32 protein-coding genes and 3 pseudogenes are annotated in these 25,664 nt (G+C 37.8%); 2 read left to right on the top strand and 33 right to left on the bottom strand.

Translation table 11 applies throughout. The annotated features are described in order from the left end of the window. Positions 1-248 precede the first annotated feature (248 nt). The 25 genes and pseudogenes from ilvD to dinB form a co-directional block, all read right to left on the bottom strand. Entirely contained in the window at positions 249-1,904 is a 1,656-nt protein-coding gene (gene ilvD / locus WMO18_RS08055; protein ID WP_138156565.1) for a dihydroxy-acid dehydratase, read from the bottom strand. Positions 1,905-2,670: 766 nt separating this feature from the next. Then, a complete protein-coding gene (locus WMO18_RS08050) occupies positions 2,671-4,197 on the bottom strand; it encodes a transposase (protein ID WP_367286533.1) in 1,527 nt (508 codons plus the stop codon). An 82-nt stretch (positions 4,198-4,279) separates the two neighbouring features. Next, positions 4,280-4,765, bottom strand: a complete 486-nt coding sequence (locus tag WMO18_RS08045) for a GNAT family N-acetyltransferase (RefSeq protein ID WP_367286532.1) — start codon at positions 4,763-4,765, stop codon at positions 4,280-4,282. A gap of 259 nt (positions 4,766-5,024) precedes the next feature. Next, positions 5,025-6,368 carry an MATE family efflux transporter gene (locus tag WMO18_RS08040; protein ID WP_211147302.1) on the bottom strand — a complete coding sequence of 448 codons (1,344 nt, stop codon included), beginning with the start codon at positions 6,366-6,368 and terminating at the stop codon, positions 5,025-5,027. 131 nt (positions 6,369-6,499) lie between these two features. Then, positions 6,500-6,904: pseudogene (locus WMO18_RS08035) on the bottom strand (hypothetical protein); the annotation flags it as partial. 330 nt (positions 6,905-7,234) lie between these two features. Continuing rightward, positions 7,235-7,525 (bottom strand): annotated as a pseudogene (locus tag WMO18_RS08030) (tyrosine-type recombinase/integrase); the annotation flags it as partial. Between the two features lie 462 nt (positions 7,526-7,987). Then, on the bottom strand, positions 7,988-9,052 hold the full coding sequence (locus WMO18_RS08025) for an FUSC family protein (protein ID WP_367286530.1): 1,065 nt from the start codon (positions 9,050-9,052) through the stop codon (positions 7,988-7,990). Between the two features lie 33 nt (positions 9,053-9,085). After that, on the bottom strand, positions 9,086-10,129 hold the full coding sequence (locus WMO18_RS08020; protein WP_211147304.1) for a HAMP domain-containing sensor histidine kinase: 1,044 nt from the start codon (positions 10,127-10,129) through the stop codon (positions 9,086-9,088). Continuing rightward, the gene (locus WMO18_RS08015; RefSeq protein ID WP_211147305.1) at positions 10,129-10,800 is read right to left on the bottom strand and encodes a response regulator transcription factor; all 672 of its coding nucleotides are present in this window, start codon (positions 10,798-10,800) and stop codon (positions 10,129-10,131) included. The genes WMO18_RS08020 and WMO18_RS08015 overlap by 1 nt, the downstream gene beginning before the upstream one ends. Before the next feature lie 72 nt (positions 10,801-10,872). Further along, the gene (locus WMO18_RS08010; protein ID WP_437127967.1) at positions 10,873-11,094 is read right to left on the bottom strand and encodes a hypothetical protein; all 222 of its coding nucleotides are present in this window, start codon (positions 11,092-11,094) and stop codon (positions 10,873-10,875) included. Between the two features lie 397 nt (positions 11,095-11,491). Further along, entirely contained in the window at positions 11,492-12,247 is a 756-nt protein-coding gene (locus WMO18_RS08005) for a hypothetical protein (protein ID WP_211147306.1), read from the bottom strand. 335 nt (positions 12,248-12,582) lie between these two features. After that, the gene (locus WMO18_RS08000; protein WP_211147307.1) at positions 12,583-13,311 is read right to left on the bottom strand and encodes a class I SAM-dependent methyltransferase; all 729 of its coding nucleotides are present in this window, start codon (positions 13,309-13,311) and stop codon (positions 12,583-12,585) included. Positions 13,312-13,534: 223 nt separating this feature from the next. After that, positions 13,535-14,005 (bottom strand): methionine--tRNA ligase, encoded by a 471-nt coding sequence (locus WMO18_RS07995; RefSeq protein WP_367286529.1) that lies wholly within the window; start codon positions 14,003-14,005, stop codon positions 13,535-13,537. 276 nt (positions 14,006-14,281) lie between these two features. Beyond that, positions 14,282-15,517 (bottom strand): tyrosine-type recombinase/integrase, encoded by a 1,236-nt coding sequence (locus WMO18_RS07990; protein ID WP_055195527.1) that lies wholly within the window; start codon positions 15,515-15,517, stop codon positions 14,282-14,284. 32 nt (positions 15,518-15,549) lie between these two features. After that, on the bottom strand, positions 15,550-15,726 hold the full coding sequence (locus WMO18_RS07985; RefSeq protein ID WP_004611640.1) for a DUF6290 family protein: 177 nt from the start codon (positions 15,724-15,726) through the stop codon (positions 15,550-15,552). Between the two features lie 135 nt (positions 15,727-15,861). Further along, the gene (locus tag WMO18_RS07980) at positions 15,862-16,074 is read right to left on the bottom strand and encodes a DUF6462 family protein (RefSeq protein WP_004611639.1); all 213 of its coding nucleotides are present in this window, start codon (positions 16,072-16,074) and stop codon (positions 15,862-15,864) included. Next, a complete protein-coding gene (locus WMO18_RS07975) occupies positions 16,058-16,495 on the bottom strand; it encodes a type II toxin-antitoxin system PemK/MazF family toxin (RefSeq protein ID WP_008395276.1) in 438 nt (145 codons plus the stop codon). Before WMO18_RS07975 ends, WMO18_RS07980 begins: the two co-directional genes overlap by 17 nt. A 2-nt stretch (positions 16,496-16,497) precedes the next feature. Beyond that, positions 16,498-16,869: a recombinase family protein gene (locus WMO18_RS07970; RefSeq protein WP_012741001.1), complete on the bottom strand. Its 372-nt coding sequence runs from the start codon at positions 16,867-16,869 to the stop codon at positions 16,498-16,500. Between the two features lie 10 nt (positions 16,870-16,879). Beyond that, positions 16,880-17,200, bottom strand: a complete 321-nt coding sequence (locus WMO18_RS07965; protein ID WP_004611636.1) for a helix-turn-helix domain-containing protein — start codon at positions 17,198-17,200, stop codon at positions 16,880-16,882. A 204-nt stretch (positions 17,201-17,404) separates the two neighbouring features. Then, positions 17,405-17,812: a recombinase family protein gene (locus tag WMO18_RS07960; protein ID WP_008395282.1), complete on the bottom strand. Its 408-nt coding sequence runs from the start codon at positions 17,810-17,812 to the stop codon at positions 17,405-17,407. A gap of 150 nt (positions 17,813-17,962) precedes the next feature. Then, on the bottom strand, positions 17,963-18,310 hold the full coding sequence (locus WMO18_RS07955) for a helix-turn-helix domain-containing protein (protein ID WP_008395283.1): 348 nt from the start codon (positions 18,308-18,310) through the stop codon (positions 17,963-17,965). A gap of 168 nt (positions 18,311-18,478) precedes the next feature. Further along, positions 18,479-18,682, bottom strand: a complete 204-nt coding sequence (locus WMO18_RS07950) for a hypothetical protein (protein WP_243010316.1) — start codon at positions 18,680-18,682, stop codon at positions 18,479-18,481. Between the two features lie 176 nt (positions 18,683-18,858). Continuing rightward, positions 18,859-19,113, bottom strand: a complete 255-nt coding sequence (locus tag WMO18_RS07945; RefSeq protein ID WP_004611568.1) for a hypothetical protein — start codon at positions 19,111-19,113, stop codon at positions 18,859-18,861. 5 nt (positions 19,114-19,118) lie between these two features. Next, positions 19,119-19,361 carry a LexA family protein gene (locus WMO18_RS07940; RefSeq protein WP_077326115.1) on the bottom strand — a complete coding sequence of 81 codons (243 nt, stop codon included), beginning with the start codon at positions 19,359-19,361 and terminating at the stop codon, positions 19,119-19,121. A 42-nt stretch (positions 19,362-19,403) separates the two neighbouring features. Continuing rightward, positions 19,404-20,654 carry a DNA polymerase IV gene (dinB, locus tag WMO18_RS07935; protein WP_367286528.1) on the bottom strand — a complete coding sequence of 417 codons (1,251 nt, stop codon included), beginning with the start codon at positions 20,652-20,654 and terminating at the stop codon, positions 19,404-19,406. 235 nt (positions 20,655-20,889) lie between these two features. Between dinB and WMO18_RS07930 the strand changes: the two genes are divergently transcribed. Further along, a complete protein-coding gene (locus WMO18_RS07930; RefSeq protein ID WP_367286527.1) occupies positions 20,890-21,624 on the top strand; it encodes a helix-turn-helix domain-containing protein in 735 nt (244 codons plus the stop codon). Between the two features lie 82 nt (positions 21,625-21,706). Next, complete coding sequence (locus WMO18_RS07925; protein WP_117627416.1) at positions 21,707-21,907, top strand: helix-turn-helix transcriptional regulator; 201 nt, start codon at positions 21,707-21,709, stop codon at positions 21,905-21,907. A gap of 111 nt (positions 21,908-22,018) precedes the next feature. Here the strand turns inward: WMO18_RS07925 and WMO18_RS07920 are convergent. From WMO18_RS07920 to WMO18_RS07885, 8 genes and pseudogenes are all read right to left on the bottom strand, one after another. Further along, a pseudogene (locus tag WMO18_RS07920) lies at positions 22,019-22,381 on the bottom strand (hypothetical protein); the annotation flags it as partial. Between the two features lie 176 nt (positions 22,382-22,557). Beyond that, positions 22,558-22,947 carry a DNA-directed RNA polymerase subunit alpha C-terminal domain-containing protein gene (locus WMO18_RS07915; RefSeq protein ID WP_302358021.1) on the bottom strand — a complete coding sequence of 130 codons (390 nt, stop codon included), beginning with the start codon at positions 22,945-22,947 and terminating at the stop codon, positions 22,558-22,560. 28 nt (positions 22,948-22,975) lie between these two features. Then, positions 22,976-23,110, bottom strand: coding sequence for a macro domain-containing protein (locus tag WMO18_RS07910; protein WP_367286534.1), 135 nt, complete (start codon positions 23,108-23,110; stop codon positions 22,976-22,978). Positions 23,111-23,171: 61 nt separating this feature from the next. After that, the gene (locus tag WMO18_RS07905; protein WP_118483470.1) at positions 23,172-23,693 is read right to left on the bottom strand and encodes a hypothetical protein; all 522 of its coding nucleotides are present in this window, start codon (positions 23,691-23,693) and stop codon (positions 23,172-23,174) included. A gap of 62 nt (positions 23,694-23,755) precedes the next feature. After that, positions 23,756-24,361, bottom strand: coding sequence for a class B sortase (locus WMO18_RS07900; protein WP_117627414.1), 606 nt, complete (start codon positions 24,359-24,361; stop codon positions 23,756-23,758). Between the two features lie 30 nt (positions 24,362-24,391). Further along, positions 24,392-24,520: a hypothetical protein gene (locus WMO18_RS07895; protein ID WP_256448233.1), complete on the bottom strand. Its 129-nt coding sequence runs from the start codon at positions 24,518-24,520 to the stop codon at positions 24,392-24,394. Positions 24,521-24,565: 45 nt separating this feature from the next. Then, a complete protein-coding gene (locus tag WMO18_RS07890; RefSeq protein WP_367286526.1) occupies positions 24,566-25,027 on the bottom strand; it encodes a DUF5640 domain-containing protein in 462 nt (153 codons plus the stop codon). 85 nt (positions 25,028-25,112) lie between these two features. After that, positions 25,113-25,664 (bottom strand): LPXTG cell wall anchor domain-containing protein (locus tag WMO18_RS07885; RefSeq protein WP_367286525.1); only part of this gene is annotated, 552 nt, incomplete at its 5' end.

Below are 25,664 nucleotides of genomic sequence, written 5' to 3'. Positions count from 1 at the left end.
GGACATCAATGATGTCCCCTACACCTGTGAGTCATAGATTTATATGATTTTATGGTATATATTCTCACTACAAATTTTCTTTTACCCACAGACAAAATTGAAAAACCCTAATTTATCTAACTAGCAAACAAAATATATAAACTTATAAAGTTGCTCATAACAAAAACGACCACTTACAATTGTAAGTGGTCTAAATTTTATTAAGTTAAATACTGATTAAAAATAGAAAGTAATAACCAAAACTAAAATTACTTTTCAAAAACAGCACCCTGAGATGCAGAAGTAACAAGCTTTGAATATCTCTTTAGGTAACCTGAAAGTTCCTTTTCAGGCATTTTAAAGTTCTTCTTTCTTTCAGCAAGAACATCATCGGCAACATTTAGGGTTAGAGTTCTGTTTGTAATATCAACTGTGATTGAGTCGCCCTCTTCAACAAGACCGATAAGTCCACCGGCAGCAGCCTCAGGACAAATATGACCGATTGATGCACCTCTTGTAGCACCTGAGAAACGACCGTCAGTAATAAGAGCAACTTCCTTATCTAGACCTGCACCGGCAATAGCAGATGTAGGAGAAAGCATTTCTCTCATACCAGGACCACCCTTAGGACCTTCGTAACGGATAACAACAACATCACCGGCAACAATCTTACCTGCTAGAATAGCGTCATTTGCTTCTTCTTCACTGTTGAATACTCTTGCAGGACCTGTGTGTTGCATCATTTCAGGAGCAACTGCACCCTGTTTAACAACTGCACCTTCAGGAGCAAGGTTGCCCTTAAGAATAGCAATACCACCGTCTTGACGAAGTGGATTATCTACTGTGTGGATAATTTCACCGTCAGCATCCTTTGCATTGGCAATTCTGTCACCAACAGTACCCATAACAGTTAGGCAATCTGTGTTGATGATACCCTTCTTAGAAAGTTCCTTCATAACTGCAGGGATACCACCCTTTTCGTTAAGGTCAGTAATGAAGATTTTACCGGCTGGGTTTAGCTTACAAATCTGAGGAGTTTTCTTAGAAATCTCGTCAATTACTTCAATGTTTACAGGAATATCAGCCTCATAAGCAATAGCTAGTAGGTGTAGAACTGTATTTGAAGAACAACCAAGAGCCATTTCACAAGTTAGAGCATTTTCAAAACTTTTCTTTGTGATAATATCCTTTGGTCTAATATCATTTTCAAGTAGGTACATTACTCTTTCACCGGCAGTCTTAGCAAGTCTTCTACGACCGGCATATACTGCTGGGATTGTACCGTTAAATGGTAGACCCATACCGATAGCTTCTGTTAGGCAGTTCATTGAGTTGGCTGTGTACATACCTGAACAAGAACCACAAGTTGGACAACAACTGTCTTCATATTCAGCAAGTTCTTTTTCTGTAATCTTACCACTAGCACAAGCACCAACATACTCGAACATTTCGGATAGACCATATCTAACACCGTCTTTTTCACCGGGCAGCATTGGACCACCACTAACGAAAACTGATGGTAGATTCATTCTACAAGCAGCAATAAGCATACCGGGAACAATCTTGTCACAGTTAGGGATAAATACAACTGCGTCAAGTGGATGAGCAGTTAACATAATTTCAATTGAGTCAGCAATGATTTCTCTTGAGCATAGAGAATACTTCATACCCTTATGGTTCATTGCAATACCGTCACAAACACCGATTGTGTTAAATTCAAATGGAACACCACCGGCATTACGAATACCTGCCTTTACTTCTTCAGCAATATCATCTAAGTGCTTGTGACCGGGGATATAGTCACTCTTAGCTGAAACAACTGCAACAAAAGGCTTTTTCATTTCACTTTCTGTAATACCCATAGCCTTTAAAAGAGAACGGTGAGGTGCTCTTGTAGGGCCTTTCTTAATTAAATCTGAACGCATAATATACCTTCTTTATATAAAAATTTATCTTTATGTACATCTAAAGTTTTGTATGAATATTTTGCTTTTCTAAGCAAAAGCCACACTCTGTCTAACAATAGTTACTATACATATGTATTCTATCATATTATGAATACAATTTCAATTATCTTCTTTTTCCAAAATGAGATTTTTTAGAGTTATTTCATTAATATATTATAAAAATAGGACAGTAACTCAGTACTGTCCTATATTAGTTTCTAAATTTATAAAATAATTACAACATCTTGTGTATGTAGATTGCAACTACAAGTTCAGTTTCGTTATGATATCATCATAATCTGGCAACCCACTTGTGTATGTAGATTGCAACTATTTAATATTATTGTTTTTATCGTTGACCGAGTCTGGCAACCCACTTGTGTATGTAGATTGCAACTTGTCAAAGGTGTTGTCAATTCTATTGGTAATATGCTGGCAACCCACTTGTGTATGTAGATTGCAACTTCAGTAAATCAAGTTGGTTCAAAGACACCGATTGCTGGCAACCCACTTGTGTATGTAGATTGCAACTGCAATTATACAATTTTGTGGAGGTATCGGTACTTTATAACCTTCTCAATTTGGGTAAATTATAAAAATTAAAGCCAAAAAGCACTGAGTTATCTTCCCTAACCATTTACTATCGTATTAATTTACAAAAGGAAATTAATACATTGGTAGTTTAGGACATGCCCTGTCCTACTAATATTTAATTATTTAGTGCGAATGCACTATTACATCTACTTTACATAGCTTTCGCATTTCTTTGAAAACCAAAACTTGAAATATTTTTGCAATTACCCTTTCTTATATCACTATATAATCTTTCTATTTCTTTATCTTGTAAAACTTTAAAATTACTATATGTTTCATTACACTTTTCTCTATTACAATGTTTCAAACTTATATCACTATTCATAATTAAAAATGCCGAATATAAATCTCGTTGGTTTTTATCTCCATTAGACAATATATGCCATCTCTCACTTCTATTATGTTTAGTGAATGTATCATCAGTATGGTCATATTGACTTGCTTTAAATTCATATGTATTAATCTTATTTAGCTGTCCACCATATTGGTTTAATTTAGACTCTAATATAGTTAAAAACATTGATGGTGCTTTATTTGCTAAAGATTTTCCATACCTTTTTTTCTTTGCATACTTACCATTTTTATCAATCTTAGTTTCTTTTGCTCTCCTCTGCAATCCACTAAAATTCATTTGTTCAACATAAACTGTATCACCCAATGATAAAATCCAATTAGCTAAACAAGTATGTTGATATTTTCTTATGTCAGCATTTTTTCTTTCTAATTCTCTTACCTTTCCGGCAAGTTGAATATATTTTTTAGATTTATACCAAGAAAATCTCTGTCCCTTAGGTGGTTTCTTTATTGTACCATCTTCATTGTAATTTTGAGGATTAGTGTATCTTCTACTTCTGTCCATTTTTCTTTGAAGTATTTTCTTTTTAGTATGATTTTTATCTATTTTATCTGCTAATTCAAGTATTTTTACTGAATCTGCTGATGAAATTGCAACAGTTTGTGTACCTATGTCTATACCTACATTGCCTTTATTAACAATCCTATCTTTTTTAACAGGTTTTCCCTCTAAGGCAAATTGCAGATAATATTTATATCTTGTTTTAACCCATTTTTTCACAATACGCAAATACTTAATTTTCTTACTAAGCATTTCTTTTTCATATTCATTTTTAGGTGGTGTAACTTTAATTTTTAGAATTATTCTTCGGTCTCTCTTACCACTACATATACCACAAGTCCATATAAAGTAACCATCTATATACTTCATACCATTATTAATTTTTTGACAATTTATACTACTTAAAGAACCTTTTCGAGTAAAGTGAATATATTTACCATTGTTAAATAAATATTTATCAAAACTTCTCCAAACATCAGACGCTGCTTCTTGTGCAATTTGAGTAGCTATATGTTCTTCAAAATGCTTTTGCATAACAGCCATATCATCCTTAAATTTATTTCTATTAAAGCCACTATCTTTCAAGAGTTTTCTTCGCTTCGAAAAAAGTGCTTTTCTCTTTTCTTTTGGAGTGTTATTTATTTCATCAATTAAGTTACGATATTCTTTTGTTCTTTCTAGATTTTTTAATCTTCGTAATTCTTTAGCAATAAGTTGATTTTTGAGATGCTCCATAATAGCAAATCTTTTTTCAATTATATGTTCTTGCCAAATTTCAGTTTGTAAAGGCAATGTCAATACACAACACTCTTTATCTGCCATTATCGCACCTCCTTGATTATATAATATGCATAGTAATTATATATTCATAATAACATATTTTGTATTGTTTTGCAACTGCTATTTAAAATATCAGCTGATAAATGTCAACATTAAGATCACGGTTAAATTTTACACCGGCTTTTTGGATTTTGCCACAAAACCGAAAGCCATATTTCTTATGCAAATGGATACTTTCCTTATTTTCATCTGTAATCAGTGAAACTATTGTATATATGTCATTACATTCTTTTGCAAAGTTAATGGCAAATTTCATTAATTCTGTGGCAATATGCTGATGTCTATAATCTTTATTAACATAAACAGAAAGTTCTACTGTTGTATCATAGGCATCTCTATGACTGAATTTTGAAAGTGTAACATAGGCAACTGCTTTGTTATCTTTTTCATAAACATAAAAAATTCTCTTGCCACTATGCTCATCAAACATAGTCCTAAAAAAGTCATCACCTTTTTCTGTAATGTCAAATGATGCAGTTGTATTGCGAACTGCATCATTATAAATTTCCTTAATATAAGGCAAATCCTCTACTACTGCTTTTCTAATCATAACAACCTCTTTATAAAATAAAGGATAATTCATAACCGAACTACCCATTTTAATTACATATTCATTTTACACATTTGATTTAATAAATCAATATATAATCATATAAAGCACTTGCAAATTGCACCATTTCTAACACATTTGATTTGATTATATTATAAATATTCATATATAAAAAGTCAAATTGATTATAAAAGATATAAAAAACCCTTTGAGAAAAGGATTTCTCCTCTCTCAAAGGGTAAGTTCGACAAACTGGGAGTTAACTAATGGATGCCATTTTATCAGTCGGCCATGATCTCCTGAGAGCCACATAGGAGATTAAAAAGTTTGCAAGCCAACCAGCTGGTACAGCAAGCCAGACAAAGGCAATGCCGAAACGCGGTGCACAGATTAAGGCAACGGACAGACGAATCGCAAGGTTCACCATGTTTGCAACGAGGAACGGACGCATAATTCCGAGACCGCGAAGGACTCCATCGGTTGCCATCTTGATACCCATGAAGATGAAAAAGTAAGCAATCCACCTCATATAATCACCAGACACCTGATAGGCCAACGCCGTTGCGTCTTTTCCTAAGAACAGCGAGGAGATCTGCGTGTGTAGCGCTTCGATGGTCACAAACGCAATGGCCGCAAAGCACAGATCCAGCACCAGCGCAGCATGGTAGCCTTTTTTGATACGATCAATTTTCTTTGCGCCAAGATTCTGGGAAACATACGGCGAAACCGCATTGCCGATGGATACAAAGATCAATGAAAAAACATTTTCCACCCTCATCGTTGCTGTATACCCGGCAAGTGCCTGTGTACCGAAAGGATTTACCACTGCCTGAACAATCATCATACCGATGGACACTGTGGACTGCTGTAAAACCGACGGCACCGCAATGCGAAGCATGGAATACAGCTCCTTCCGTTCAAACCTATTAAAGGGGCTTTTATATTGCCGCATCCGTGCAAAGAAAATCAAAAACGAAAACACTGCGGAAATTCCCTGTGCAATCAGGGTTGCAATAGCCGCACCGAACACACCGAGACCTAGCCCGGCTACCATCCAAAGATCCATTAAAATATTCAGGATGGACGAAAAAATCAGCAGTCCTAGCGGAATTTTGGATTCGCCGATTGAGGTGAACATGGTAGAAAGAATGTTATACATAAACAGAAACGGAAAGCCCACAAAATAGACCCGCAGATACAGTACTGCATCATCCAGTATGTCGGCAGGGGTTTGCAGTTCACTCATCATCGAGCTGGCGAAGAAAAAGCCAAAAACACCAAGGACTATACTTAGAAGCAAAAAGCTAATCAAGGAGGTTGACACGATTGTTTTCATTTTGCCATACTCCCTGGCTCCGAAATAACGGCTCACAAGCACACCGGCTCCGACACCGGCTCCCAGTGCCACACAAATGAACACATTGGTCAATGCTGCACATGCACCGACAGCTGCAAGTGCGGAAGAACCAACAAACTGGCCGACAATAATAGAGTCGGCCATATTGTATATTTGCTGAAAAAAACTTCCAAGAATCATTGGCATTGCAAAAACCGTCAACGCTTTGAGGGGCGTATCGGTCATCAAATACTCATCTTTTGACATTATCATATTCCTCCATGGTATCTTGTATCGTGGTATCCCATTCACTTACCTTCTCAAATTCAGATTTATCTTTTTCTTTTTGAAAATGGGCAATCCCGATTGGAATTGCCCATTGAATTAAATATTAAAAATTAATATAACTTTGCACCGGCAGGGATATGGTTATCAACCATTAGTAGGTGTAGCTTTTCTTCTCCCTCTTCTTCATGAACGGCAGAAAGTAGCATACCACAAGAATCAATACCCATCATTGCTCTTGGTGGTAGGTTAGTAATAGCAATAAGTGTTTTGCCTACTAATTCTTCAGGTTCATAATAAGCGTGAATACCACTTAGGATTGTACGGTCAGTACCTGTACCGTCATCAAGAGTAAACTGTAGAAGTTTCTTTGACTTAGGAACTGCTGTACATTCCTTAACCTTTACTGCTCTAAAGTCAGACTTACTGAATGTATCAAAGTCAACAAAATCCTTAAATAATGGTTCAACCTCTACCTTAGAGAAGTCAATCTTTTCTTCCTTAGGTTCAGCAACCGGCTTGTTAGCAGATTTTGATGCACCTACAGGCTTCAGTTTTGGTTCTCTCATTTGCGGAAATAAGTTGTTCTAACGGGCATTAAAGCCGTTTGAATAGGCTTAAAAACAACTTTTTCGGACTCGTTTACAGCAATTTGGCACTCGAATGATGTATGTTTTGATGTAAACGATGTAAGTCGAACTATGAAACCCGGCAATTCTCCACTGATACTTATTATATTCATCTACTGCCTGATAGTCAACCGGCAAACCAAATTCCATTATAAATGTATATAAATAAAGAGAGCATACTTTCCGAAACGGATTGTATGCTCTCTGTCTATTCGATTGTTACTGTGCCTTGAAATAATTATCAAGTCCTTTGAACTCTGATGTTTTCAATTCTTTGGTAACATCGGTGTAGATATTCAGCGTGGTTGAAATATCCGTATGTCCGAGTGCGTCCTGAATGACCTTTATATTTACTCCGGCTTCGCACATTCTTGTTGTAAACGTATGTCTAAGCAAGTGACCGCTAAAATGGGGCAAAAGTACTTCGGGTTCTTCTGACTTTTCAAACTGCTCATCGTTGCAGTCACGAATAATACGGCGGATTGCTTTGTTGAGTGTGGCTTGGTGCTGTGCCTGCCACTCAACAGACGCAAACATCTGAGCCAGTTTCTCTTTGGAATAACTACGCTCACTGTCATACTCTGCATGAAAGCGTCCTTCACTCGGCATTGCATACATCTTACTCAAGATGTGACGCTTCGTGTGCCATTGTAAACCTGCGACGTCCCTACTCCTTTTCGGCAAGAAGAAATTTATCAAGTACGAGGGATTTCATGTATCGGGTTGCATAAATCTCGTTACCATTATACTCCATTATGAGGCAGATATGCAATCTGTCTTTTTGTCATACACAAAAAATTATTTGAACTCATCATACACCTGCTTTCTACGCATTAGTGCACCTAAAAAATACAGCATTTCTTAACTGAACAGTATTTTCAAGGCATGACCGCATATGATATACTGTTTTCATCATAAAAACCTTATCTAGGGACCGTAATAATTCTATTCAAATTTTCTTCCTGATTCACTTCACTCTGCATGTACGGTCTCCTCACTTTCCTTTTTTTTAGACATAAACCAATAAAATATAACACAAAATGCTAAAGCAAACACAACACCAAAAACATTTTGAATCACTCTAAGACTAACCGCTCCTTGTAGTCCATAAGTCTCTGCAGCAATGGCTAAAGCACCAAATGTGTTAAATACTGCCTGCCAGCCATATTGTGCTGAAAATCCTACACCGATTCCACCAAGAATTCCTATATATGCATAGATTGACGAAGGAAGCAGAAAATATAATACTGTAAAACATATAACACCTGCAATATTTCCGACAATCCTTTTACGGACTCTGTAGTGCATATCGTCCATAGACGGCAAAATCACGGACATGGCCGCAATACCAGCCCACATTGCACGTGGCATATTACAAAGTTCTGCAATGCAAAGGACAATCGGTACGCATAAAATCTGACATATCTGCCATTTTGTTCTGGAAGAAGTGATATCAAATTCTTGTATCAGATTTTTCAGATTTCTTTTATAAGTTCTGTTTTTATGATTTCGATAAAATACGAAGCAGGTAAGTGCTGCACCTAAAGCCATTCCGACTAATCGCATCTGATAGCTTTTTCCCGTAACATCATAACCATATAGCAGCAGATACCCAAGAACCAATGTAGATTGATTAAACATGAATGGATTATGGCATCCGAACAGAATCAACACAGCCAGTGCCGCAATATTTAACAGCATTCCCAATACCGGTGAAAACTGATTTGCTAAATGCGGACATACAGTCATAATTACAAAGAACAAAGCCAAAAGCATCGTAGATTGTCCGGTGTGGATCCCCAGATCCGCATTTCTAAACACCATGAGACATAATAAGACTACTACACCTACAATGCTGTTCTCATTTCCAAATATGATGCTGAAAATACTAACAAAGAAAAAACAAAATGTCATTGTAATAGCTATCTTCACCAGATATACCCACATATGATATAATTTTTCTTTTAGTGTTTCACTCTTTTTCAACAGGTTTTTAGAACCTGCCTGATTTAACTGCAACTCCTGATAAAATGTCATATAAATCCTCCCATCTTCTAATTTATCTTAAAACTATATAATCTCATCTTTCTGCTTTGGCAGCTCTATAACAAATCTGCATCCACCATATTCACGGTTTTCTGCTTTGATTGTTCCTCCGGCACTATCTACAATCCGTTTTACAAGCGCAAGACCTAGGCCATTTCCTTCTGCTTTATGAGATCCATCTACCTGATAGAACTTGTCAAATATTCTGGATTTTACATCATCCTCTATTCCTGGTCCTTCATCTTCCAGAATGAACTTAACAGAATCCTGTTCTTGTTTCAGAAACATCGTAATTGTCCCCTTTGAAGGGCTGAACTTAATCGCATTATCCAAAAGATTTATCCAGATATGCATAAAAAGTCCTTCATTCCCAGTATATTTAACTTCCTCCAATTCTACCTGAAAACCAATTTCTTTTTCTGTCCATTTTGTCTCCAATGAAAGAAATGCCTGGCGGATCTGTTCATCCAGACGATATTCTGTTTTTTTCATTGGTATATTCTGATTCTCTAACTTGGATAACAGCAAAATATTACCAACCAATCCGGAAAGTCTTTGGGTGTTAAATAAGATTTTTTCTACATATTTCTCTTGCTCCGGAGACAGTTCTTCTCCCTGAAGCAGCATTGTATATCCTTCAATGGCATTAATCGGGGTCTTAAACTCATGAGAAACATCAGATACAAAATTCATCTGCAGCACCTCTGTTGCACGAAGTTCTTTTGTCATAACGTTAAAACTTTGATAAGATTCTCCAACTTCTGCTATACGGCTGTTCGTTTCCAAATGCTGTTCAAAATCTCCCTGAGAAACTTTCTTCATTGCTTTACTAAGTCTGGTAATTGGTTCCAGTAACTTTGCATTAATAAAGGAAGTGATCAGCCCTGCAATCAATGTATTGAAAATCAAAAGCCAGCCAAGCACAGGTATGCTGCCCGGCAGATTAAAAAAATGATTCAAAAAAGCAAATAATAAAGCAGATATGACTGTTGAAAATACAAGTGCCAACCAGATTGCACCAGTCAGACAGGATCGGATTCGCAATCCTTTTTCTTTCTTTTGTTCCATTATTTTTTCACCACCTTGTATCCAATTCCACGCATTGTTACGATTTCAAAATCAGGGTTATCTTTAAAACGCTCTCTGATTCTTCCTATATGTACCTCTATCGTATGTGGGTCTGCCTCCGTCTCGTATCCCCATACTTCATCCATCAACTGTTGTTTTGTAAATGTTCTGCCTGGTGAAGCTGCAAGCTTATATAAAAGCAGGAATTCTTTTTTAGGCAAAACAAGACTTTCCTTATCAGTTGTAACCGTCATTGCATCATAATCAAACTCTGTTGAACCGATCACAATTTTGTGTTCATTCAGTATCTGTGCACGGCGAAGCAGTGCTCCGACTCTTAAAACCATTTCATTCACATTTACCGGTTTTACCATATAATCGTCACTTCCCGAAAGAAATCCCTGGCGCATATCATCAAAGGAACCTTTCGCAGTGATCATAAGTACCGGTATCTGATATCCTGCTGAACGGAGTTCCGACACCAGTTCATAACCATCCATAACCGGCATCATAATATCGGAAATGATCAGATCAATATACTCTTTATCCAATATTTCTAATGCCATTGCTCCATCCGATGCACTTTTGACCTGATATCCATTCTTCTCAAGCACATTTTGGAATAGCTGGCTTAATTCTTTATCATCTTCTACAATTAATATTTGAAACACAATCTTCTTCCTCCTTTATCAGAACAGATATCTTGCCCATCCAAGCAGATGCTGTACCAAAAATACGTTTCTCTAACGCTTCTTTGTCAATTCAATTGGCTCTACATGATACGGATCACGATATTCAAAAGCTTTTATATCAGAAATATTTGTAAGCCCCGTCAACACACCTTGGCCTTTTTCATCTCGTAAGCCTCTTTTTACACCATACTCTAAATACAGATTTTTACTAATGTTATCATTTTGTTCACAAAAAATTGCTTGCTGTTTCATATAATTTTCCAAATTGCTCATTTGAATCGCTCCTTTCATTCTGTTACGAACTTACATACTATACTCAGATATTCTTGTTTCCAGAGCATTCAGCATTGTCTGTTCTTTTTCTTATTCTTATTCATTAGCAATACAATACAATGGAAAACTCAATTTAACCTCAACAAAATTTATTTTTATTCTAATGAAGGAGCTTTTCTTTCTCCGTTGTATTAATCACTATTTTATTTTTTCATAAGCTTCTATCATTTTTTCTTTCTGACAATTACTTAATTCAATTACCTTGTTCGTCAAAGCAAGGTATGTTCTTTCTTTTTTCATCTAATTTCCAGATAATATATCCTTTATTTTCAAGACAATAAATAGAAAAAGCCCTTTGAGAATTTTTGATTTCCTCAAAGGGTTTTTATTATTTGTTCTATTCTGTCATTTTTTTAATATCGTCATAGGAATAAGTTTTCACTGTTTTGTGGGAACTATCGGTAATCGTTTGAACAAATTCTTTGTTGCTCTCGGCATATAACTGCCCTGAATAAGAAACTCGCTCATATGCACCCTTTGGTAATGGACTATCCTCAGGAGTTTTAACTACACACAATATCAAATCATCAGACTTTTTAATTGGTTTTTCACCGTCAATTGTTTCTTTAAGGAAAGTCGTTTTAATTTTCTTTGCACTTAAATCTTTAAAACGAAATGCGTCATTGTGTCCTTTAATATGCTCACTAAGTGGAATATATCCACCCAAAGTAAACACTGATATTACATCTCCTTTTTTCAAATTACCTTTAAATGTATCTGTTATCAAGACATCAGATTTTGTCCAAGCAACACCTTCATAGCTTGTATAAGTCACATTTTGAACTTTTCCACGAATCACATCATCTGATACTGATATTAGTTCATTTAGGTCATTCTGATAAACTTCATCAGCTTTTGAAACAACTTCTAACACATTACTGTCAGAATTAGGAATACTATACTTCCTTTCCAAATCCACAGATAAGTCCCTTATCATTCCAACATTTGCATTTTTTGAACTACTTGAAGTAATTGTATTACTTGAATTGTTTGCACCACTTGAAGAACTTGTGTTATTTGAAGAATCTTTACAACCCGTTATAGTAACACAAGTTATTATCAACACAAGGAATAATAAAAATGCTTTTTTCATAATTAATTGCCTCCTTTTATCACCCTTTGTTTTTCATTAATTATTTCATAATATAATCTTTATTGTTATGGGTTTTCTGTGTAGCACACTTTATTCATAAAAATATCGTTTTAGTTCACATTTAGAGCTTTGTATTGTTTTTACATTTTTATGGTAACATATACATTAAATTTTGTCAATAAATATTTTTTCACAGTAATATTAATTTCAAAAATTGAACTTTCGAAGTATATCAACACTTAATCAAAGTCAATTAAATATGAAAGATATAACAAAGCCCTTTGAGAAAAAGATTTCTCCTCTCTCAAAGGGTTTGGCAAACTGGAAGTTGTTTATTAAACCTTTTTAACCTTAACCAACAACATCATAGGTCTACGCATTTCATTACACATTCCCGGCATACCCATCATATCTGCCGGAGGCATTGCTTCCTCAATAGCCTCAATTTGAAAACCACATTTTATAAGTGGATTCAATATCTGCGTTAATGTGTGGTGCTGTTTAATTACTCGTTGACCAAGAAAATTGGTTTCTCTTTCGCCTGTGTAATAGTAATTGTCGATTGGCCAATATTTAGGTTTCCCATTTTCATCATAAATCCAATCCTCATTAACACCTGCGGTGAAAGTCGGATGTTCAATATTGAATAGGAAATACCCACCTGCTTTTAATGTGCAATACACCTTTTGATAAACATTAGCTAAATTTTCGATATAGTGCAGTACCAGGTTAGAAACAACTAGGTCATAAGTATTTTCAGGATAAATGTATTCTTCAACACCGCAAACTTTATACTTGATTTTGTCATCAGAGTTATCAGCTACTGCTTTTGCAATCATTTTTTGACTACTATCAATACCAAGAATTTCAGTAGCTCCCATTTGTGCGGCATATTTGCAATGCCAACCGTAACCACATCCTAAATCCAAAACTTTTTTTCCCTGTAATTTAGGGAATAACGGTTGCAACTGATGCCACTCTCCAGCAGCTTTCAGACCATCTTTGCTTCTTCCCATTTCCGCATATGCGGCAAAAAATTCACTATTATCGTAAATATTTCTCATTGATAATTACCTCCACAACTACCGATTTATCTTTTTCTTTCTGAAAATGGGCAATTCCACAATGGAACTGCCCATATATTTTGAAAATTATGTGATTTTTAAGGCTCTGCACCGTTTCAAGCACCATTTGGTGTAAATTTGGTGTATTTGTGTATTTTCAAAGCTTTTTCACAAATGAAGTACGTCCCGTCTATTTGGTAAAACGGTACATCTTTACATCATCTTAATAGAGCTTTGCACCTGCCGGAATGTGGTCATCTACCATCAGAAGATGAAGTTTTTCTTCGCCTTCTTCTTCATGAACGGCAGAAAGTAGCATACCACAAGAATCAATACCCATCATTGCTCTTGGTGGTAGGTTAGTAATAGCAATAAGTGTCTTGCCTACTAATTCTTCAGGCTCATAATAAGCGTGAATACCGCTTAAAATGGTTCTGTCTGTGCCTGTTCCGTCATCAAGAGTAAACTGTAACAGTTTCTTTGACTTCGGTACTGCAACACACTCTTTAACCTTTACTGCACGGAAATCTGACTTGCTGAATGTATCAAAGTCTACCATTTCCTCAAACAAAGGCTCAATCTTTACTTTAGAAAAATCAATCTTTTCAGACTCAGTTTTTACATTTTTTTCAGGTGCTTCAGAAGCTGTATTATTTACATCATTTTTCTTATTTACACCATCTAAGGACTTCATTGTCGGGAATTTTTTTGATTGCTAAGCTAACTCTTGTATATCCTTGCAAACCTTTGGAAAATAGGCTTTCCCGGATTCTATATACGTGGTCACTCTTGGACGTTTTTTTGACTTTTGTGCGTCCAAAAGATGTCATTCGCCTTAAAATACGTCTTTTTATTTTAAGACATGTACTGCCGTGTCAAACACTACAATACTTGATGAGTATAGCATATTTATCTCAATATGAATAGGTATATTTTCAATCTTCAAAGAGTTCAATCGCAGGACTCTTTTCTAAAAAATATCCATATTTTTTGATAATTTCTCAATTACTGATTTGGTAACATCTGGGTTTGCTTCTGCATATATGTTCATGGTAGTCGATACATCAGCATGTCCCATTACCTCTTGAATTACTTTGATGTTGGTTTCATTCTCGCAAAATCTTGATGCAAACGTATGTCTGAAGATATGGCAGGAGAATCTTGGAATCATAACAGGTTCTCTCTTCTCCTTTTTAGCAGCCACCTCTTCTTCTGAATTATGTGTATCCACAATTCTCTTGATTGCCCGGTTTACTGCTGCTGGGTTATGTGGCATCCCAAATCGGTTTGTAAATACAAAATTGGTCATTCCATCCACATTCTCAACACAAAAGCCTTCTTGCTTCTGTCTCTCATATTCTTCCTGAAGCACATCATATACCTGCTGCATCATAGGTATTCTACGATTACCAGCTTCCGTCTTTGGCAAAGATACTCTAAACTCACATTTATATGAATCATCCGCTCTCTGGTAATAGGTTAAGCTATGATTGATATCAATGATTCGATTCTCCAAATCAATATCATCCCAGCGTATCCCAATTGCTTCTCCTATTCTGCATCCAGTTCCTAACAAAAATACAAAAAATGGATACCAGTGATAAAAGAACGGATTCTTTGCTACATACTCCATGAATTTTCTCTGCTGATCCACAGTCAACGCTCGCCTTGTTTTTCTGGCACCACCATTACGCTTTTTTACTTCACAGTATGCTCCGTCTACCGGATTCTTCCTTATGATATCATCTCTGACAGCAAGCTGAAATGTAGGTCTCAATACTGTGTTAATTGTCTCAAGCGTATTAATCTGTAATCCCTGATTATTAATCAAGTCTGTATAAAAGAACAACACGTCTGAGTATTTCACATCTCTTACTTTCTTCTTGCCAAATGTATCACGAATAAAATGATTCCATGTATACAAATAATTACTGTAAGTAGTGCTACGCAATTCTGTTTTAGTTGATATGTACCTGTCAAACAAAAAGTTCACATCAGCCTTTCCTGCGACATAGACATCAAGTCCATCCAACTGATCTTTTTGTAACTGTTCTTCTCTTTCTCGAAGTTTTACCAAAGACTTTGCATAAATGGTCCTTTTCTTGCCTAATGGATCAATATATACATATGAGTATCTTCCGTCGCCTTTTCTGTAACCCTCACCCTTTCTTAATACTCTGCCTTTACCATCTTTTCTACAAGCCATTATTCTCTCCTTTCTGGAGAAAAGAGCCTGTTCTACTGATTAGCCTGTTGCTTCATTTGTAATTCAACACCCATTCTAATCAATTGCGAAATGGATAGATTATGAGTCTCAGCATACTCAACCATTATCTGGTATTCCTCTTCTTTGAATTTAACAGTCACCTTATGATCAAAAGGTTTATCTGCTTTTGGTCTTCCAGTTCTAGCCATCTGTATGCCTCCTTCATATCTTAATCATATTATACTTTTGGTCTGACCGAAAGTCAATACATTTTTTCTCTCTTGGCTCATTTTTCTCCATACTTGTTTGTATTTCTTCTATAACTAATGCGTCATTTCTCATAATTACTTATAAAACTCGTCATCTACAATGTGGAAAGTTTCAAGATATTCGTCAATAATATCAAGATTAACCAACACCAGCTGATTCACTTTATAACATGCCTTTGCATCCTTAGCTAACTGCATAAACTTTGACACACTCATTGAATACATCTCTGCTCCTTCTGAATATCTAACAAATCTTTTATTATTAGTCTTTTTAGTTCTGCTGTCCATTTGCTAACTCCTCCATTACCATTTTGCGAGCTACAGGTAACAGATCAAACTGTCGTATCAATGCTCTGTCTATTTCTTCTCTCACGCCTGAATCCTCAATGACAGTTCCACTTTTTGCTCTAATGCAGCCTTTTGAAATTGTCTGTGCATCTTCAGGCATAAAATCAGAGATCTTACTTAATCCAAATCCACTCACATCCTTCGGATTTAAAATCACATGTACCGGAATATCCTTTAACTTACTGCTCAAAGGGACTACTGACACCTGCGGTGCACCATCATGATTGCTTGCATCACATGAAATAATTATTCCTGGTCTGATTCCGCCCTGAATGCCATGTGGGTTTTTCCCAAAATCCGCATACACGACATCAAATTTATTATATTTACCATACTTTCTTTTTTCTGTTCGTCTGCTCATATCTATGCTCCCTTCTTGATGTGCATATCCAATCTGCCCTCATCTACAGTCACCACAATGCCGCCTGCTTCAATAACCAGTCCTACCTTAAAATAAGCATCTGCGACACTGCTGGATATAGCTGCCATATTCGCAACAACTACTCCACTGATTTGCTTTTTGCGGATCATATTCACAATCTGATTCCACTGGCGATCAACATCTCTCTGCGAAAAGCCATTGCGTCTCATCTTTCCCACGATTGAATATTCTTTTCTCTTTACAAATTCATGTATATATTTGCTCTGCTTGTCTTCAAGCATATTTACTTTTTCCAATGGAGCCTGCACTGAAAGATATTCTATGCAATCCATCTTTTTAATCTTTCTTCTCATTCTCTGCCTCCTATGCTGACTTCAAAGCCTGCTCTATCATAAAATCAAATGTCTTTTTCAAATAATCCTGCTTATCTGCAGGTAACCGCTTTAGCCTCGAATCTAATGAATCCGGTGTACAGTCTATTGCAAGTAAGCTATTTGCGTCTGTTTCATAAACTTCCATAAGCATATACAAATTTTTCATGCTCAGGTTTCTTCCTCCTTGCTCCACCTGTCCAAGTGTCGAAACACTTATTCCAGTTTTAGCAGCAACCTCTTCAATGAGAAGTCCCTTGTCCTTACGGATATCACGAATCACCGGACCAATTTTATATCCTTCATATTTCATCGTCGTACCCTCCAATGTCCTGTGCCATTTCTCTAATCATCTCTACAGCTGCATCTTCTGTTTCATACTGACCAAGCCACTTCCCTCTCGAATCATGTACTACTGTTCCGAATGCAGTCTGTGTAAATCTGCAATCCTTCACAGCCGGGACTTGTTTGTCCCGACCGGAATGATTTTCTGTTGTCGATCTACCAAAGGACCCCTTTAGCATCCAAAGTCCTCTGCATGAGATACAGTAATTGGCACTGGACCGACTTCAAGAGAATAGAGCCATATGCCCATATCTGTGATGGTCTTCACAAATTCCTCCAGATCATAAATGTCATCGGTGATCTCATTCAGGCTTCTGACTACTACAACCTCAAAATCTTCCTCTTTAAGTGTTGCAAAGAAAGCATTCAGTGCTTCTCTGTCATAGTCCCTTGTCATTGAGCGATCACAATACGCATCATTTATTATTACTCCATTAGGTATTGCCTGATCACGCATACTTTCAACCATCTGGACTACATTGAGTTCCGCTCTGCGTGACTTTACAAATGCAATACCCTTTGCAAGCTCCTGATTATCTGTACCTTCGTTTCCTACTAAGTTAAAATCTCTTTTTTTCATTTTGTTATCTCCTTTACGATTTCGTATTGGAGAGTTTTGGCGCCTCCACTCTCGTGGTGTGCTGTATCTCAAGCACAAGTATATTGTAATCTGCCACACCTTAATTGCCGACCGTGTACAGGCGACAATTATGTCGTGTAAACACGACAATCACTTTTCAACTGACACGCTTTTCATTGCTTTCATCATTGCAAGACACTGTCTTATCTGCAATTCATCCATATCTGAAAGAACATCCATTGCCTCAGATAATAGTTCCGACTTTTCTTCATTCTTTCCATACATTATGAAATCAACAGATACACCAAGTACGATTGCTAGATTATCTAATGTCTGTGTCTTAAAATCTCCACCATTTTCAATCGCAGATAATGCTTGTCTGCCTATACCTACTCTATGAGCTAACTCATCCTGCGATAATCCTATCTCCTTTCTTCTATCAGCAATTCGTATTCCTCTCTCATAATCCTTTTCTCTTGTCTGTGCTTTACTGCTCATAAATCCTCCTTGCCGCCCTTGGAAACGAACAAGTCGGATTACCTTTACAGCACAAAAAGACGCACGAGGAAACCAGTATCATAAATACTGTTCGTTTCCCCTGCGTCTCTGGTGCTTCCATCTTTTGATGTGCCCTTATCAGGTGGGCTATAATTTAATTTTCAATCGTTATATTCTGAAAGTTCCATTCTCAGAATGTTCCTTCATCATTCCCTCGGAATACTTCTTGAGTATCATCACTCGCTTGCATCTGTCACACTTAATTCCAATATTCTGAAGTGCCACAGTGGAATCATCACCGCATACAAAATATTCCATCATTAACTTGTTGCATTTTTTACATCTAATTTCTATAACATTTTCTTTGTTCAATTCAGTTCGCTCCTTATTCATACAAAATCATCAATCTACAATTCTGTACTCGTAAAGGAAAGGGAAATCACCTTTGCAAGCCTTTTGCCGAGAGTTCCGATGAATGTCTGCACATTCCCCGGCTTTGCTGATCTAAAGCCAACTGATATGAATTGTGCTGTAAGCACACAATCACATCAGGCTCCGGCTCTTTCCATAAACCACATATTGTTATCTTCATAGAAAAGGAATATTTCCTTTCCATCTACCACGCAGGTATAACGCTCTCCAACGCCACCAGCCCTTGTACTGGCTGCTCTACGCTTGTCTTTTACTCGTGTAATCTCATACTTTCTGCCATCTTCCCATGTTATCTCTTTGGGAATGAGCAGTCCGTCCTTTGAAAACTCTGCAAGTACATCAACATATACCTTATTGCTCAATGTAATCACCTTCCTTACAAGATTGCTATTGCTCTGGAAGCATCCATCTTCCTTGCTATATAGCCTTTTTCTTCTAATATTTTCAGATGTGCATAAACACTTGAAGTCGATGCCACCCCTACCATCTTGCATATCTCCCTGATAGTAGGAGCATAGCCATTCACACGCTGATATTGCATAATGCTTTCATACACATTCTGCTGCTTCTCCGTCAATGGTGCTCTGTCTACCAGATTAATTCTTGCTGCTTCGCTCATGTTCCGCCTCCCTCTTCTTTACTCTATTGGCACTTCTCGTTGCTAACCTGAAAAGTACCCATGTGGATGTACTGTGTGTTCTTCTTTTGCATTGACTGCCGACAGAATCCTGTCCCGGTACATAAGCCCTCTCTGTATGCTGTAAAATCCAAATCTTCTGCGAATCTCATCCACAGCATTATCCATCTTCATCTGCTTTTCCCGTTTCTCCACACTTGAGAACAAATCTATCTGCTCCCAATAATTATCTGTTACCAGATCTGCACCTCTGACACCAACACTACGGATTGGTTTGCTCCAGTTATAGTTTTCCTTAAATATCTGATATGCGTATGCAGCTATTTCTCCGGTAATATTTGTCGCATGGTCAATCTTTTTCTGACGGGTAAAAGAGAATAATTCATTATCCCTGACACTTATCTCAACCACTCTGCACCGGAATCCATTCTCACGAAGTCTTGCTGCAACACTCTCAGCCAGAATATAAAGAACAATCTTTACATCCTCATCGCATACTAAATCCTTTGGTGTCGTTGTGCTGTTTCCCACGGATTTGATTGGAGCGTGGGTGTTCTCCAGCTTGACAGGTGAATCATCATAGCCATTAGCAAACGACCATAAGATACTGCCCATCTTTCCAAGGTGACTGTTAAGCACATCTTCATCTGTTCTTGCAAGATCACCTATGGTTTTAATACCAAATAATGCAAGCTTTCTGTTCGTACTTTTGCCAACGTATAGAAGATCTGCCACCGGAAGCGACCAAGCCTTATGCTTAAACTCACTCTTATACATAGTAGTGATAGCATCCGGCTTCTTATAGTCAGAACCCAGCTTTGCAAATATCTTATTGAAAGAAACACCAACACTCACTGTGATGCCAAGCTCTGACTTCATTCTCCTGCTGATTTCCTGTGCGATAAGCAATCCATCCCCTTTAAGGGAACTGCTTCCTGTCACATCAAGCCAGCACTCATCAATCCCATATGGTTCCTGTCTGTCCGTATATTCTGCATATATCTCATGAGCCATCCTTGAGAACCGAAGATATAAGTCCATTCTTGGTGATACAAATGTTATGTCCGGACAGACCTGCTTTGCCTGCCAGAGTGCCATTCCTGTTTTCACACCGTACTTCTTGGCAATATAGTCGGCTGTTAAGACAATCCCATGTCTTGCCTCCGGGTCACCGCCTACTGCCAGTGGCTTTCCTGCAAGCTCCGGATGATGCAGATGCTCAATCGAAGCATAGCAACAGTTGATATCTGAATGAAGTATTACCCTGTCTCCCATCTGCATCACCTCCTGCATTTAATTTGTCACTACCATAACCTTCAGTCCAAGTATATGAGTAATGTTTCTTACAGGGCATAGTATAACCCCAAGAATAATCGACTGTCAACGGACACATGTGTCCTTTTTCTCATTATATTGGATTTTTAGCTTGAACAATTGGCACTATTGCTATATACTATGGAGTGAAAAGAGACATTTGAAATCAACAGCATGAAAGAAAAGAGGCGTATGTATGTACTCAATCGGAGAAATCATTTCAACATATAGAAAAAAGAAAGGCTTGCTCCAACAAGATCTCGCTGATGAACTGGCAAAGGAAGGCATTACCATTTCCTATAAAGCCATATCCAACTGGGAGAGAAATCTTGCTGAACCAAGCGTTACCATATTTTACAAAGTGTGTAGAATCCTTGGTATTACTAACATGTATGAGGCATATTTTGGAGTAAATCCTGCCGATCCTTTCTCATCACTAACTGATGAAGGCAAGGAAAAAGCTATGGATTATATCAATCTGCTCCACGCATCCGGAATGTATGAAAAGCAGACTGCTAAGATAATTCCATTCCGTAGCATTGATATTTTTGAAAATGCCGTATCAGCCGGAACCGGTAACTTCCTTGTAGACGGACCGAAAGAGACTGTACGCATAGATGAATCTATCCTGCCGGAAGATACTACTTTCGGTGTCCGTATTAGTGGTGACAGTATGGAACCTGAATTCCATGATGGTCAGATTGCATGGGTATTACAACAGGAATCTGTTGCTAACGGAGAAATCGGCATCTTCGCTCTTAACGGAGAAGCCTATATTAAGAAATTACAAAACGATAAAGACGGAATCTTCCTTATCTCGCTTAATGAAAAGTATGCACCTATCAAGGTTGGAGAAAACGACCGCTTAGACATATTTGGAAAAGTTCTTGGAAAATCTGATGCTTCTGCTATTACAGGACATTACCGATAAATCGCAAGTCCTTTTTATTAGACACATTATTTTTCATAATTGACAATAAGAAAATATATATAGAACTGAAAGAAGGGATTTTATGGCGGTTACTAATAATATCAAAGAAATCCGCGAACAGCGTGGCATTTACCAGGATGACCTTGCCGCTGCTATCGGATACAGCACCAAAACTGTCGGCAGGATAGAGCGTGGGGACAGCACCCCATCTGCCGAATTTATGCTGCGGATATCAAAGTACTTTAATATGTTGGTGGAAGATGTATTCCATGTGGAAGATTGAGTCGGAGCAGCAATCCGGCTCTCCTTCTATTTTAGACATCTTTTCATATCCTTATCAACAACAACGATAAAATGCCACACAGTTATTAACAACCATGTGACATTTATACTCTTAATACAATTTTGCACCTGCTGGGATTGCATCATCTAACATTACCAGCTTCAGTTTTTCTTCTCCATTTACATTGTGAATTGCAGAAAGAAGCATACCACATGAATCTATTCCCATCATAGAACGTGGTGGTAGATTTACGATTGCAAGTAAAGTTTTACCTACAAGTTCCTCCGGCTCGTAAAATGCATGTACTCCTGAAAGAATAGTTCTTTCATTCTCTGTACCATCATCAAGTGTAAATCTAAGAAGTTTCTTACTCTTAGGTACTGCCTCACAATTTTTTACCTTTACAACACGGAAGTCTGACTTTGAGAATGTATCAAAATCAACCTGCTCCTCAAATAAAGGCTCTATTTCAATACCTGTATTATTTTCAACAACTGCTGCCACTTCTTCTGTTACTACTTCATTGTTATCCATTTGATTGTAACTCCTTTGCATTAATTTCTCATAATAATATGTAATGTCGGTTGAAACTGCATTACTACTAGCTAGTATACCATAAATATACTGTTTTTAGGAAGAAATGTCCTATTTCATCCATAAACAGTCTTCAGTTTTTTTAATCGAACAAAAAGTCTCTTGTCCTTCGGGCACATCTTTTCAAGTTCCTCCAGACTGTATCTTCTCAAATCATCTTTGCTTTTTATTCCCATTCTAAACGCATCCATGCATAGGAAGTCATCAAATCTGACTCCATGTTCCCTATCATTCAAATCTTCTACACTACGAAGTTTTATGCCTTGCTCTTCACAAATCTGATATAATTCCTGTAGTGTCGCCTGCCCCATATTACGAAACTTTATAAAATGTTCCTTTGGATATTCTCTCAATCCTTCCAATGACTCAAAACCATTTCTTCTGAGAATATTCCGTAACCTGCTCGACATTTCAATATCATCATATTCTATTTTTTCAGCGTACATAAAACTCCCTTTTGTCATTTTATTTGTTTTATAACTTATCAACCTCAGATTCATACACCGATTCAGTATGAGTATCAAATAGCACCCACTCCACCAGATCAAAACAATCCGGATTATTCTGCAAGAACCTACTTACTGTATGTACTGCAATCTTTGCTGCCAACTCAACCGGAAAACTATATACTCCCGTTGATATAGAAGGAAATGCAATAGACCTGATTCCATTATCCATTGCCAGCTTCATGGAAGTAAGTAGGGGGAGAAATGATAGCGCTTACCGTCGTTATTAGAAACTTCCTCACGATATTGGTTATAGTGAAAATACAGAAATGAGATTTGTTTGCCTTGGTTGATTGCCTATTGATATTGTCTACCAAATAGTAGATCTGCTCATTCATCGGTTTGACACGCTCGGAAATATAGATATTCCTTTTCAGTTCTTCCGACTGATACACGCTTGTCATCTGCGACAGTTTATCTGCAAGCTCCGAGCTTTTCCTTGCCGTAATGAACTTTGAGGACTCCACCGCATCCATCAGCAGCTTCACTTCCGGCAGGGTAAACATATGACTACTCAGGGAATAGCGGTTCTCACGGCTTCTTTCTTCTTCAATATCAATACCAATATCACAGAGCTTCGCAATGTCTCCCGGTATGGTTTTTCTGTCGCAGGAGATACCGTTTTCCTTTAAGTATGTAATAATATCTCCGGTTGTGGCATAATGCTCGGCATCCGTGTTTGCCATAGGTATATTAGAATATATAAAATCCTGCTTTTTGTTTCAGCCATAAGTACCTCCGTGGTATGTTACCTTATTTGCTCAACACCTATCACAACCATTCTGCTGTCTTTACTGTCTCCGAAGCAGGTGGAAAGGGTTATTAGCTGCTCTTTGAACTGCGGCTCGATTCCGGTATCGTAAAGCGACCTGTCTTTAATTTCCGAAATTGCCTTTTGGTACTGCTCTTTGCTCTCAAAACAGGAAAAGCCGTACCATTCATCTGTTTTCTTCAGGCAAACCACCGCAAAGACTTGGTATATTCTCAATCCGCCTGCTGTTTCAAACTCAATGTACGGATGTTCCTCCCAGTATGCTTTATCCCTATATTGTGTAACATCAGAAAACATCGTACCGTTTTTCATATTGTGACCGTAGACAATCAAATTGTCACATTCCGGGGTAGAAGCCCCATCCAAAAACGGAATACCTGACACACTGTATTCACCCTCGAAGTTTTTACGAAGGTACTTCTGAGGTTCTTCGGGTGTAAACATAACCGGATAATTCACCGCCGTATTCGGAATACATATCCAGCCGATACAATCCCCGTTTGCTTCAAATAACGGTGTCAGATTGCGCGAGGACTGTTTCTGTTCCTGCGGTGTTTCGGTCTGTTCAACATTATCCGCCATTTCCGTTTGTTCAACTTCGGTTATAATATCCTATAATTTTTCAAACCCTTTTATATCTTGTTGGCGTTCCCGATACTCTTTTGCTATCATTCCAACAGACAAAAGCATTATAGCGACAAACAGGAGCGAGATTAACGGTAATACTTTTTTAGTTTTCATATAGACCTCCGTCAATAGTTTCTGTTTTTTACTGAACACCATATTTTACTCTTGCCTTGTCAGTTTATAAGTCCCGCTGACCGTTCCTTCTCCTCCGACCATTGTGAGGATATCGCCGTCAACGGTAAATTCATAAGTAGAATCGTGTACAGATTCATTTGAATAGTCGATTACGAGCTTATTGCCGTCAATCGTATATGTAAAGTCGTAGGATATGGAGGGAAGCACCATTGCGCCGGTTCCATTTCCGTCAAACTCATATGTCGTAGTTCCGTCAAAATCCCAAGTGCCCGCAAGCGCATCCGTTCTGCCGGAGCAGCCTTTCACGATAAGTGCAATGACAACTACTATAACAATCAATGCAGCGGCAGCACCGCCAAACAGCATACGGCGTTGTTTCTGCTTTTTCTTTTTTTTCTTATTTCTTTGAGCCATTCGTTCCGATTCACTCAAATACCGCCCTGGTTGCCGGTGTTCGCCGGAACGTGGGGATTGATAATCCTGCATAACATTTCTCCAATCTCAGACTCAGCAAAAAGGCGGTGGCGGGAACCTCCCGTCACCGCCTTTTGCTTAAAGGTCTGTAGCTGAATTATTCAGCTTGTTCTTTCTTTTTTTTGCCGTAAATGACAGTTCCCAATACGCCGAAGCCGCTTACGAACAGCACCGCAAACCACAGCATCATATTGCTGTTATCTCCGGTCTGAGGAGATTTTTCGCTGCCGTTGGTGCTTCCGGGCTTTGTTGTATCATCAGGCTTGCTCGGATTGGTCGGTTTTGTAGGATCAGTAGGCTCTGTCGGTGTTCCGGTAGCCGGAATCTCTACCGCTGGACGCTGATAGCCGCAAACCTTGCATTCTTCATGCTTGGAACCCTTTTTGGTTGCAGTTGCTTCCTTATCTACCACCCACTTAAAGCTGTGTGCTGCAACATCAGCCTTATCGCCGCAGGAGCATTCTTTCCAGTGGTTAATAGAATCGGATTTCCAGTCAGAGCTGTAGTTGTGGGTATGCTCACCGCTGCCGATTGCCGGAATCGTACCGGTTTCCAGTACACGCTTGCAAACAGTGCATTCCTTATGCTTTGAGCCGCTTGTGGTAGCTGTTGCCGGGGTGTCGATAATCCATTCGCCGGCGGTATGCGC

Source organism: Ruminococcoides intestinihominis, assembly GCF_040096285.1.
GTDB lineage: Bacteria > Bacillota > Clostridia > Oscillospirales > Acutalibacteraceae > Ruminococcoides > Ruminococcoides intestinihominis.
This window is presented reverse-complemented; position numbering and strand designations above follow the sequence as displayed.